This window comes from Streptomyces sp. NPDC002845, from assembly GCF_053591955.1.
Genome location: NZ_JBSFUU010000103.1, coordinates 1 through 11,531, shown reverse-complemented (window position 1 = coordinate 11,531; position 11,531 = coordinate 1). Strand labels below are relative to the sequence as shown.

The following is an 11,531-nucleotide window of genomic DNA, read 5'->3' as shown; positions in this document are numbered from 1 at the left end:
CAGATGTGACCAGTAAAGTTGCGTAGATAGACTCACATGTCAAGGGAAAACGCAGCCCCGGCAGAGCCGCTGAGTCAGCCAGCGAAACGCTCCCGCACATCCGGCCGTTCGGCCAGATGTGGCGGATAGCCGGGGCCCATCCGAGGACTGGTGTTCTCCGCGGTCATCTGCTCGCCGCAGGAAGAACACACCACCTCGGCATGGGCTTCCTGTCCGCAGACCTCGTGATGCATGACTACCGGCGGGCCCACTTCACCGGACAGCCAGCGGTCCCCCCACCGGTTCATCACCAGCAGCACACCGTAGAAGTCGCGCCCCTTCTCCGTGAGCACGTAGTCGTACCGAACCGGCTCCGTTTGGTACGGCCGTTTCTCCAGCAGCCCCTCGTCCACCAGCCGGCGCAACCGGTCCGTCAATGTGTTGCGCGCGATCCCCAGTGACACCTGGAACGCGTCGAACCGCCGGATCCCGTAGAACGCCTCACGCAGCACCAACGGCGTCCACCAGTCCCCGAGCAAGTCCATGGTGCGCGCGATCGAACAGGGCCAGTGCGCAAAGGATGTCCGCCTCATGACAGTCAGCATAGGTTCGTCCAGTCGTGAGACCCAGCAGGTGGAGGGGCGACAGTTCATACGCGCGACATCTTGCGCTCAATAAATAACGAAGTTATGTTGCCGCCATGAAACGTGACTTGCTGGGCAGAAAGCTGGTTGTCACCGGAGCGGCGCGCGGCATCGGCGAGAAGGTGGCCCGCCTGGCCATCGCCCGAGGCGCTCAGGTGACCTTGATCGGACTGGAGCCCGATCGGCTCCGTGACCTCGCCCGCGAGCTGGGCCCCGCCGCTTCCTGGCGTGAGGCCGATGTGCGCGACGGCACCGTCCTGCGGTCAGCGATCGACGAGGCTGCGGGGGTCATGGGCGGCATCGATCTCGTCGTCGCCAATGCCGGCGTCGTGGCGTACGGGACCGTGCGACAGACGGACGAGGCGTCGTTCGAGCGGGTCCTGGACATCAATCTGAACGGTGTCTTCCGGACCCTCAAGTACGTGACGCCCCATCTGGAGCGCAGCCGGGGACACGTGCTGGTCGTGGCGTCCGCGCTGTCGTTCATGCCGCTGGCCGCGATGGCCTCCTACGGCGCCAGCAAGGCCGCGGCCGAGCTGCTCGCCCTGACCTACCGCCAGGAGGTGGCGCACCTCGGGGTCACGGTCGGCCTGGTTCACCCCTCCTGGATCGACACGGACCTCGTCCGGGGCGCCGAGATGGACCTCCCCTCGTTCCAGGGCCTGCGCAACCGGCTTCCCTACCCGGGCAATGTCACCACGAGCGCCGACCGGGCAGCTGCCGCGATCGTCGACGGGCTCGTGCGCCGCCGCAGCCGCGTGTACGTCCCGCGCGCCGTCGTCGTGGCCAACTGGGCCAAGGCAGCGCTGAATTCGCCACTGGCCTGGCCATGGGCGAGGCGCTTCGCGGCCCGTGCCGTTCCGTCCCTCGAACGGGAGGTCGCGGCGCTGGGGAGGCATGACCAGCTCACCCCGGGCACCGATACCTCTGCCGCGGAGACCAAGTCGCCCTAGCCGCACATAAGTAGTCCCGCGCGGGACAGCGACCTGCCCTACCGACTTTCACCGACCTTGAACGATCGAGTCGTACAGGCGCACGCCCGCCTCGTGCGAGGCTTCGGCCCGTTCCCGCTCGTCGCCCAGACCGACAGAGAAGTTCACGCCCATCGGCAGCATCACCTGCACCACGGGGTCCTCGAACTCGCCGAAATGCTCGGCCAGCTCAAGGGTGACGTACCCGTGGACCAGACTCCACAACTGGGCGGCTATGACTTCAGGTTCCTGCCGCTCGGCCCTGCCCGAGTCCACGAGCCGTCGACATGCCGCGGTGATATGGACGTGGGCATCCCGGAAGGCCGGCGAATGTCCGCTCAAGCGAAGGTCCGCGTCCGACAGCGGCCGGTACGTCGCACGAGTGGACAGGCCGAACATCAGGTCGTACAGGTGAGGGTTCTCGTGGGCCACTCGGCGGCAGGTCAAAGCCATGGCGAAGAGATCCGCGGTCGGATCATCCGTCACCGGCACCTGGGCGAACGCCGCGCCGAGCTCCCTGAAGCCGTGGTCGGCGACGGCGCGCATCAGTTCGGGGATCCCACCGAAGTGGCCGTAGACGACCATCGTCGACAGCCCGCTCGCGGACGCCACCGTACGCGCCTTGATGGCCGACGGCCCCTGTTCGGCCAGCAGACCGACAGCGGCTCGCACCAGCCGCTCCGGTGCGTCATCGAGCTTCGGCCGCCCTGCCATGCCTCTCGCGCCTCCACCATTGACACTCTTGAAATAACTTGGTTATGTAACTCGTCACGGCAATAGTACACATCTCGAGCGACGTGCCGTTTCGGACACGGGCGCGCCTCCCCGGACGGGCTTTCACGCACTGTCCCAGATTCCTGGCGCCGGCAGCCCCTCCCTCACTCGCTTTGCACTCCCCCATGAACCCAGCACGGGAGCAGAATCCATGCCATACAAAGACAAGGGTCATCTGGAGATCGAGGACCGCGGAGCCGTCCTTGTCGTCCGGGTCGACGGCGGCCCGCACCAGTTGTTCGGCCTCGACATCGCCCAGCAGCTGGACAAGCTGGTGAACCGGGTCGACCGCGATCCGAGCATCCGTGCCGTCGTCTTCACCGGGGCACATCCCGAGCGGTTCGTCAGCCATGCCGCGGTCCGGTGGCTGCAGGAAGAGGGCGCCGCGAGTCCGACGGTCGGCCGACGCGGTGCTGCCGCCGTCGTACGCATGGCCAAGCATGTGGACCGGTCCCGTCTCCTCGGGGCCGTGATGCGCAGGACCCCGATGCGCGGGGCCCTCCAGCTGGAGCGTCTGCACACGACCTTCCTCCGGATGAACGCCAGCGGTGTCCTCTTCGTCGCCGCCCTCAACGGTTCGGCTCTCGGCCTCGGCGCCGAGTTCGCCTGGGCCTGCGATCTTCGGGTCATGGCCGACGGGGACTACTTCATCGGCCAGCCCGAAATCCTCCTCGGCATCATCCCGGGCGGCGGCGGCACCCAGCGGCTGACCCGCCTGATCGGCACCCACCGGTCCCTGGCCGCGATCCTCGAAGGCAAGCCGTTCACGCCCGCGGAGGCGCTCGCCAACGGGGCGGTCGACAAGGTCGTACCCCAGGACAAGGTCGTCGCGCAGGCGGTCGAACTCGCGGAGCACTTCGGCCGGCGGTCGAAGGGGTCGGTCGCGGCCGCCAAGAGGTCGGTGTACTTCGGCGGCTCGATGCCCCTGGAGGACGGACTCCACGTCGAACGCGCCGAGTTCTTCACCAGAGTCATGTCGAAGGACGGTCAGGAACTGATGCTCGACTACATGGAGACGACGGACGCCACCGGCGAGCTCCCGCTCTACAGCCCGGACACCTACGCCCAGGCGCTCGCCTCGGGCAGCGTGCCCGGGCACCGCTCGACGAAGACGACGCGGCGGTGAGCAGACGATGACCACTGCACACTCCTTCACCCGCCACGACATCACCTTCCCCTCCGGCGACAGCACCTGTGCCGGATGGCTCTACCTCCCGACCGGCGTCACCTCCCCGCCCGTCGTCATCCTCGGGCACGGCCTCGGCGCCACCCGCGAGATGCGCCTGGACGCCTTCGCCGAGCGTTTCGCTCAGGCCGGCATCGCCGCCGTGGCCTTCACCTACCGGCACTTCGGCGACAGCGGCGGCCACCCGCGCCAGCTCCTGTCGATCAAGCGTCAGCTCGCCGACTGGGACGCCGCCATCGCCTGCGTCAAGGCCCGCCCTGACGTCGACCGCTCCCGCATCGCGGTGTGGGGCAGCTCCTTCGGCGGAGGCCACGCCATCACCGTCGCCTCTCGGCATCCCGAACTGCGCGCGGCCGTGTCCCAGTGCCCGTTCACCGATGGTCTCGCCTCCGCGCTCGCACTCGGCCCGGTCGCCTCGCTCAGGATGACCCCCGTGCTCGCTCGGGACATGGCGGCCAGAGTGCGCGGCAAGGCACCCGCGATGGTTCCCATCGCCTCCGCCCCCGGTTCGCCGGCCCTCATGAACGCTCCGGACGCCCTGCCCGGATATCAGGCGCTGCAACCGGCGGGGACGACGTTCCGCAACGAGGTGGCGGCACGGGTCATTCCGACCATCGCCACCTACCGGCCCGGGCGTGCGGCGAAGAAGGTCGCCATGCCGATCCTCTTCTGCGTCAGCAACACCGACTCCGTCACGCCTCCCGCCCAGACCCTCCGGTACGCGCGCACCGCACCCCGGGGAGAGATCAAGAGGTACGACGCCGGCCACTTCGATTTCTACACGGGCGAGACCTTCGAGACCCTGGTCCGCGACCAGATCGAGTTCCTCACCCGGCAGTTGCACCCCGCGCCGGCATCGACTCCTTGACCGGATCGCACAACACCGAGACAGGTACGCCCGCCATGAACTTCGCTTCACTGCCCGACCGTCGCGCCGCTCACGACCCCGATGGGGCAGCGGTGTCGGACGGGCGCCAGTCACTCACCAACACTCAGTTGCTGGACCGCGTCCGTGCGGCAGCGCGTCAGCTCCAGGACCTCGGCATCGGTCCCGGCGATGTCGTGGCCCTCAAGCTGACGAACCGCATCGAGTTCGTGCTGCTGTTGTTCGCCGCCTGGCGGATCGGCGCCACCATCACGCCGGTCAACCCGAGCATGACCGACGTCGAGGTGGACCGACAGGTCAAGGACTCCGGTGCGCGTCTGCTGGTGGTCGAAGACCACGCGGCGCCCGTCACGGACGGTACTGCCGTACTCGGCGTCGGCGCCCTGCACAAGGAAGGGGTGAGGTCGGATCACGCACCGCATGTGGACTCGTCCGCGCTGGCTCTTCTCATATACACCAGCGGCACCACCGGGACGCCCAAGGGCGTGATGCTGGACCACGCCAACATCGACGCCATGACGGAGATGGGCCGCCTGTCCCTGGACATCGGGCCCGCCGACCGGTGCCTGCTGATCCTGCCGCTCTTCCACGTCAACGGCATCGTGGTCAGCATTCTCACGCCTCTTCTCGCGGGGGCGAGCGTCGTCATCGCGGGCGGCCGGTTCGACCCACACAGCTTCTTCGACCTCGTCGAGCAGGAGCGCCCCACCTTCTTCAGCGCCGTGCCGACGATCTACGGCATGCTCGCTGCGCTCCCGGACGACGTGCGGCCCGACACATCGTCGCTGAGGTTCGGAGTCTGTGGCGCCGCACCTGCCTCCGCCGAGCTGCTGAACCGGTTCGAAGCCCGGTACGGGTTCCCTCTTGTCGAGGGATACGGCCTGTCCGAAGGAACCTGCGGGTCCACCGTCAACCCCGTCGCGGGCCCGCGACGTGCCGGCACCGTGGGACTTCCCTTCCCCGGCCAGGAGATTCGGATCGTCGACGCCGAAGGTACCGAGGTGGGGCCGGGCACGGACGGTGAGGTCCTCGTGAAGGGCCCCAACGTCATGCGTGGCTATCTCGGCCGCCCTGAGGAAACGGCCAGAGTCATCGTCGACGGCTGGTTGCACACGGGCGATGTGGGTCACCTCGACGCCGAGGGCTATCTGACACTGGTCGGGCGCTCCAAGGACATGATCATCCGTGGTGGCGAGAACATCTACCCCAAGGAAATCGAGGACGTCCTCACAGGCGACCCGTCGGTGCTCGAAGCCGCCGTGATCGGCGTACCCGACGAGAAGTGGGGAGAGGTGGTCGTGGCCTACATACAGCCGCGACCAGGCGCGACCGTCGATCTGACGGCGCTGCGGGAGCTCTGTGCGCGCAGCCTCACCGGCTTCAAGCGTCCGACCGAGTTCTTCGTGGTAGAGGCCATAGCGAAGAACGCGGTCGGGAAGATCGACAAAGCCTCCCTGCGCGCTGCCCACGTCGCGGCTTCCTGAGATTCACCGCGCGCCGAGCCTGGATGCCCAGGCAGCGCATGTCCGACAGCGCGGCCGCGGGGGACGCTTCGGCGGGTGTCCCGGTCTCGGCCAGGATCTGACTGAGGGGCGGCCCAACCGGAAGCAACTGGGCCGCCCCTCGGTCCGAGAGGCTGCTCGGACGACTTGCCCCGGCCGGCCAGTGAGCTGTGGACCCGCAGGGGCGCCGCTCTCGTCACGGTGGCAAAGTCACCGACTCGCCTCGTCGGCCAGGAACGACCGCAAATGGCCCAGCAGCGCCTCCGGTTGCTCTTCCGGGATGAAGTGGCCGCACTCCGGGATTTCTGCTCCGGTGACGTCGTCCGCGTAGGCGCGCCAGATCTCCAGCGTCGGCAGGCGGGAGGGCAGCCCTGCGGAACCCCAGAGCGCCAGTACCGGCATGGTGAGGCGGCGGCCCTCGGCGGCGTCGATGTCGTCGAGGGCGACGTCCTGCTCCATGGCGCGGTAGTCGTCGAAACTCGCGCGCATGGCACCCGGGCGGGAGAAGGCTCGGACATATCCGTCGACCGCTTCGGGTGTCAGCCCGTGCCGGTTATAGGTCCACCGCTCGAAGAAGTACTCGAGATACCCGCGTATGTCGTGCCCCACGAGGCGCTCGGGAAGGTCGGGCTGCATCTGGAACAGCCAGTGCCAGTACCCGGAGGCGAGCGAGGCGTCCAGCCGGCGGAACATCTCCCGGGTCGGCACGATGTCGAGCACAGCCAGCCGTTCCACCTGCTCGGGGCGGTCCAGCGCCCAGCGGTGCCCCACGCGGGCGCCCCGGTCGTGACCCACGACGGCGGTCGTCTCGAAGCCGAGTGCTTCGACGAGGCCCGCCATGTCGGCGGCCATCCGCCGCTTGTCGTATCCGGTCGAGGGCTTGTCGCTCAGGCCGTAGCCACGCAGGTCGGGTGCCACAACGGTGTGGTCGGCGGCAAGATCCGCCAGCACCGGCTGCCAGCAGTCGGAGGTCTGCGGCCAGCCGTGGAGCAGGACGAGCAGAGGACCGGATCCCGCTCGGAGGTAGTGCAGGCGCACCCTGTCCACCTGCGTCACGCCTGTGGTCACAGTGGGCTGTCCCATGGATGCGCCTCCCCGGCACGAACTAACCCTCTTAGGGGGTTAAACCTAACGTGCAGAATGAAGGCGTGGCAACGGACGACACGTGGATCTGGGACGGCGGGCGGGTCTGTCTGGACTTCACCAACACCCTCCGCCACCGGTGGCGACCCATGCCGGGGGAGACGCTCCGGAACCCGGGCGATCTCACCCTCTGGCTTCAGCGGGCCGGACTGCTCACACAGGGCATCCCGTATCCCGTGGATGCCGCCGTCCTGGCATCGGGCCGACGGCTGCGCGAGGCGGTCGACCGGGCCGTACTCGCGGTCTCCGACGGCCGACTGCCCTCCTCCAGCGACGTCGTGCTGCTCAACGAATCGGCAGCGGAGGCGCCCCGGCCGGCGCCGCAAATCACCATCAAAGGCGGCCACTTGGAGCCCGCCGGCACCACGACCATGGCACCTGATCCCGCGACCGCGCTGGCACTGATCGCGCAGGACGCCGTAGACCTGCTCCTGTCGACCGAGATCCGACGCGTACGCGTGTGCGGCGCGGACACGTGCGCCCTGCGCTTCCTGGACCGCTCCCCCGCCCACAACCGCCGCTGGTGCTCGATGTCCCGCTGCGGAAACCGCACCAAAGTCCGCCTCCACCAGGCCCGAGCCAGACGGAGTGAGCGCACGCCGGCGGACTGAGCCCACCCGGACTCCTGCCTCCACCGCGCTCAGCTCACTCCGCGGGCCTCAGACGAAATGCGGGGCCGGAGACACTCTCGATGTCCTCCGCCTGCACGGCGTGGCCGCGTTCGCAGCGGATCTGGGCATCGACGTGCGCACCGCATCCGCGGTGTCGCGTCAGTACGGCCGGGCCCTCCGGGTCGGCGCGGTAGCGGTCGCCCCACTGCAGGAGCCCCATCACGGCCGGGACCAGGTCCACGCCCTTGGGTGTCATCACGTACTTCGACCGACTGCGCGAACCCGGCTCCTTGTAGGTCTCGGTGGCCAGGATCCCTTCCTCGACAAGCATCCGGAGCCGGGCAGCGAGAAGGTTGCGGGGACAGCCGAGGACCCGTTCGAAGTCACTGAAGCGGGACGAGCCGTACCAGACCTCGCGCAGGATCAGGATCGTCCACTTCTCACCCACGACCTCAAGGGTCCGGGCGATCGAGCAGTTCGACATGTCCCGGTCGAGTCGGGTGTCCATGCCGGCGGCCTGAAGAGCTTCGGTCCTCGCATCCATGGGGTGATTCTAACCCGACATGAGTTTACTTTTCTATACTCAGCAAGTAGCGTCATGACACGCGCAGGCGACCGAGAAGATCACATGGAAAGGCGGCCGGCATGAAGGCATTCGTCGTCGAGAAGTACGGCAAGGACGGCGTGCGCGCCGCCGAGGTACCCGAGCCCAGCGTCGGTGACCGCGATGTTCTGGTCAGGGTGAGCGCCGCGAGCATCAACCCGCTGGACAAGATGGTCCGCAACGGGGAGTTCAAGCAGCTGTTGAAGTACAAGCGCCCGTTCGTGCTCGGTCATGACGTGGCCGGCGTCGTGACGCGGGTCGGTTCCGCCGTGCGCGGCCTCGAAGTCGGCGACGAGGTCTACGCCCGTCCGCGCGACCTGCGGATCGGAGGCTTCGCGGAGTACATCGCGATCGACGTGGACGACGTCGCGCCCAAGCCGGCCTCGCTCACCCCGCAGGAGGCGGCCGCGGTGCCGCTGGTGGCCCTGGCCGCCTGGCAGATCCTCGTGGACCAGGCCCATGTGAAGCCGGGTCAGAAGGTGCTCGTCCACGCCGGTGCCGGCGGTCTCGGATCGACGGTCATCCAGCTCGCCAAACACCTCGGTGCCACCGTGGCGACGACCGCGAGCACTGATTCCGAGAAGCTGGTCCGAGGCCTCGGTGCCGACGTCGTCGTCGACTACAAGAAGGAGGACTTCTCCAAGGTGCTGTCCGGCTACGACCTGGTGCTGGACGCCGTGGGCGGGGCGAACCTGGAGAAGTCGCTGACCGTGCTGAAGCCCGGCGGCCTGGCTGTCAGCGTCGTGGGCCCGCCGGACGCCGGGTTCGCCAGGCAGCTCGGCGCTCCCTCCTTCATGGGGCTGGTCATGAACGTGCTCAGTCGCAAGATCCGCAAGCAGGCGAAGGCCCTGGGCGTTCGCTACCAGTTCTTCTTCATGCAGGCCAACGGCTCCCAACTGCGCGAGCTCGGCGCCCTCTACGACAGCGGGAAGCTCCGCCCGGTCATCGACAGCACCTTCCCGTTCGATCAGACGCTCGAGGCGATGGCGTACGTCGAGCAAGGTCGCACCAAGGCCGGCAAGGTCGTGGTCTCGATGACGCCCGACAGCAACTGAGATCAGGCCGGCCACACGGCATCCTCCTGGCATGATCACGCGGGGCCGACGACGCGACGGCAGGGGCGAGAGATGCTCGCCGCGTCGGGCGGAACAACATCGACGGCTCGCGCGTCTCGACGCTCATGACGGACAAGGGAGTTGTCCCACGGCGCCCTCTGCTCCGACCTCGAATCCGAGGGCTGCCGGCGGCCGGCCGCGGCAGTCTGCGGAGCCCCGTGCCTCGCGTGCCTTGTTGTCGCGTGCCTTTGGTTATGCGCTGTTGAGCTGTCCACGGACTATCGTCCAGCGTCATGTCGATCACCGGTTGGCGAGCGCATTTCACCCGTCGAGACCTGGCGTGGCCGCGCGAAAAGACCCCGTTCATACGGGAGTTCAGCTCCCTGTTCGCCGATCTCGGTGAGGGGTTGGACGATCTGGGGGTGCCCGAGGGGCAGCCGTTCCTGATCAGCCCGGCGGGCGGGTACGACGTGGCGCTGAACCGGTATCTCTCGGTGTGGCTGGCGTCTTCGCCGTGGAACACCCAGGCCGCCCATGCACCCGGGACCTGCGCACGTACTTCGACTTCCTGCGGTTCGCGCGAGGCAGGCGGGACTGGCGTGATGCGTCCATGGACGACCGGGCGGCGTTCGAGTGGTGGCGGCGTCGTGATGAGCGTGGACCTCGTTTGGAAGACACGAGTTGGGACCGGGAGGTGTCCACGGTCAACCAGTTCTACCTGTGGGCGATCGAGCAGGACCTCGTCAGGGCCAGTCCCATCCGTCAGCGCGCGGCTTCGGTGTGGTCGCCGTGGCGGCACGGAGCCGGCGGCACGATGGTGCGGCAAGTGCCAGCCGAGACGTCGCACATGGGGCCACGACGCTAGGTGAAGTGGCTGCCACCGAAGTCGTATCGGCTTTGGCGCAATGTCGGGCTGTGCGGCTTCGACTCGAAGGAGATGCCAAGGCGCGGGTTCCGTGGGAGTGGGCGGCGCGGAACGCGGCGTACGCGGATTCGATGGTCCGTACGGGGCTGCGGTTGTGCGAGCACTCGGCGCTGACGGTGTTCGATCTACCGGAGCTGCCGCCTGCGGCGTCAGGGATCGTCAACGCGCGAGCGGTGCTGCCGCACGCGATTTCCAAGCAAGGTCGGGCCGGGCGGTGTACTGGCCGGTGCCGGTGCTGCGAGATGTGCGCGACTACATGGAGTGGGACCGGGCCGAGATGCTCGACTATGGGCGCTCACGCGGCTTCTACATCCCGACGCGCCGGTCGCTGCTGGTGGAGGATCCGGCCGCGCCCCTGGTGCGGGGGGGGGTGGCCGGTGGGTGCCGGTGGCCCGCCTGGATGCGGAGGAGCGGCGCCGGCTGCTGGTGACGACGGCCGATGGCAGGTGGGAGCCGGCGATGGTGTGGCTGAACCAGTGGGGCCTGCCGATGACGATGTCCGGGTGGAAGCAGGTCCCGATGATCAAGGAATCACCGGCTGGACAGCGGACGAGATCCAGACCGGCGTTGCGCTGATGACCGAGCTCGGACAGTTCGGCGCCGGCGGTCGGGCCCTGTACGACCCTCGTCTCGGCGAGCGGAGCCTCTGGGACTGGTCCGGCGACTCTCCCTGCCGCCCCCGGGCCGACTCGCCCAGCAGACCGGCCCGGGGCACGCTGGAAGGAGCGGCGTCGCCCACGTCGTCAAGGCCGGCAGCGAGGACGTCGAGTGGCTCTACCCGGACACCACGATCGAGCGGATCGCCGCCCAGTGGCTGGAACTCAGGCGCTCTTCGTCGTGGTCACCGACAGCGCGGCCGGCGCCCACGTCTTCCACGCCCGTGCGGCACGTATCGGCCGTCCCGGCCCGGAAAGTCGTGGTGGTGGACACCGTGGGAGCGGGCACGGCAGCCGGGCGATGGCGCACCCCGCCTCGATCACGCAGGATGCGCCTACCTCAGCCAGCCGCTCCGGCGGCCGGGGTCCGGCCTGTCGGATTCTCGCGCAGCTGGCCAAGCCGGCGAAATCGGCGACGATCCGTTGGCCGGACTGTCTTCCGTTTCGACCACGGGGCATAGAGGACTCCATGGCCTGGGAAGGTGTGCGTGTCGCATTCCGGGGATCCGGTGAGCCTGCGGCCCGTCATCACGGACCAGGCGTCAGCGACTGCACCGAAGCCCCGCAGGCGTTACTCGTCGAGGAACTGAATGGC

General features: G+C 68.3%; 12 protein-coding genes. 7 read left to right on the top strand and 5 right to left on the bottom strand.

Annotated elements, in window-relative coordinates; translation table 11 throughout:
• Positions 1-74 precede the first annotated feature (74 nt).
• Positions 75-572 carry a winged helix-turn-helix transcriptional regulator gene (locus ACWD3C_RS42550; protein WP_451153111.1) on the bottom strand — a complete coding sequence of 166 codons (498 nt, stop codon included), beginning with the start codon at positions 570-572 and terminating at the stop codon, positions 75-77.
• A gap of 107 nt (positions 573-679) precedes the next feature.
• Here ACWD3C_RS42550 and ACWD3C_RS42545 point away from each other — a divergent pair, with 107 nt between their 5' ends.
• Positions 680-1,576 (top strand): SDR family oxidoreductase, encoded by an 897-nt coding sequence (locus ACWD3C_RS42545; protein ID WP_451153109.1) that lies wholly within the window; start codon positions 680-682, stop codon positions 1,574-1,576.
• A 48-nt stretch (positions 1,577-1,624) separates the two neighbouring features.
• On the opposite strand, the gene ACWD3C_RS42540 is transcribed toward ACWD3C_RS42545, so the two are convergent.
• Positions 1,625-2,308 (bottom strand): TetR/AcrR family transcriptional regulator, encoded by a 684-nt coding sequence (locus ACWD3C_RS42540; RefSeq protein ID WP_451153107.1) that lies wholly within the window; start codon positions 2,306-2,308, stop codon positions 1,625-1,627.
• A gap of 211 nt (positions 2,309-2,519) precedes the next feature.
• Here ACWD3C_RS42540 and ACWD3C_RS42535 point away from each other — a divergent pair, with 211 nt between their 5' ends.
• The 3 genes from ACWD3C_RS42535 to ACWD3C_RS42525 are packed head-to-tail and all read left to right on the top strand — an operon-like array spanning position 2,520 to position 5,924.
• Complete coding sequence (locus ACWD3C_RS42535; protein WP_451153105.1) at positions 2,520-3,494, top strand: enoyl-CoA hydratase/isomerase family protein; 975 nt, start codon at positions 2,520-2,522, stop codon at positions 3,492-3,494.
• 7 nt (positions 3,495-3,501) lie between these two features.
• Entirely contained in the window at positions 3,502-4,422 is a 921-nt protein-coding gene (locus ACWD3C_RS42530) for an alpha/beta hydrolase (protein ID WP_451153103.1), read from the top strand.
• A gap of 35 nt (positions 4,423-4,457) precedes the next feature.
• The gene (locus ACWD3C_RS42525) at positions 4,458-5,924 is read left to right on the top strand and encodes a class I adenylate-forming enzyme family protein (protein ID WP_451153101.1); all 1,467 of its coding nucleotides are present in this window, start codon (positions 4,458-4,460) and stop codon (positions 5,922-5,924) included.
• A 228-nt stretch (positions 5,925-6,152) separates the two neighbouring features.
• On the opposite strand, the gene ACWD3C_RS42520 is transcribed toward ACWD3C_RS42525, so the two are convergent.
• Positions 6,153-7,025, bottom strand: a complete 873-nt coding sequence (locus tag ACWD3C_RS42520; protein ID WP_451153099.1) for an alpha/beta fold hydrolase — start codon at positions 7,023-7,025, stop codon at positions 6,153-6,155.
• Positions 7,026-7,090: 65 nt separating this feature from the next.
• Between ACWD3C_RS42520 and ACWD3C_RS42515 the strand changes: the two genes are divergently transcribed.
• Positions 7,091-7,696, top strand: coding sequence for a CGNR zinc finger domain-containing protein (locus ACWD3C_RS42515; RefSeq protein WP_451153097.1), 606 nt, complete (start codon positions 7,091-7,093; stop codon positions 7,694-7,696).
• Between the two features lie 34 nt (positions 7,697-7,730).
• Here ACWD3C_RS42515 and ACWD3C_RS42510 read toward each other — a convergent pair whose 3' ends face one another.
• Positions 7,731-8,204, bottom strand: coding sequence for a winged helix-turn-helix transcriptional regulator (locus ACWD3C_RS42510; RefSeq protein ID WP_451153139.1), 474 nt, complete (start codon positions 8,202-8,204; stop codon positions 7,731-7,733).
• Between the two features lie 137 nt (positions 8,205-8,341).
• On the opposite strand from ACWD3C_RS42510, the gene ACWD3C_RS42505 reads away from it, so the two are divergent.
• Positions 8,342-9,355: an NADP-dependent oxidoreductase gene (locus ACWD3C_RS42505; RefSeq protein ID WP_451153095.1), complete on the top strand. Its 1,014-nt coding sequence runs from the start codon at positions 8,342-8,344 to the stop codon at positions 9,353-9,355.
• 1,139 nt (positions 9,356-10,494) lie between these two features.
• Positions 10,495-10,710: a hypothetical protein gene (locus ACWD3C_RS42500; RefSeq protein ID WP_451153093.1), complete on the top strand. Its 216-nt coding sequence runs from the start codon at positions 10,495-10,497 to the stop codon at positions 10,708-10,710.
• A gap of 344 nt (positions 10,711-11,054) precedes the next feature.
• Here ACWD3C_RS42500 and ACWD3C_RS42495 read toward each other — a convergent pair whose 3' ends face one another.
• Positions 11,055-11,210: a hypothetical protein gene (locus ACWD3C_RS42495; RefSeq protein ID WP_451153091.1), complete on the bottom strand. Its 156-nt coding sequence runs from the start codon at positions 11,208-11,210 to the stop codon at positions 11,055-11,057.
• Positions 11,211-11,531 lie beyond the last annotated feature (321 nt).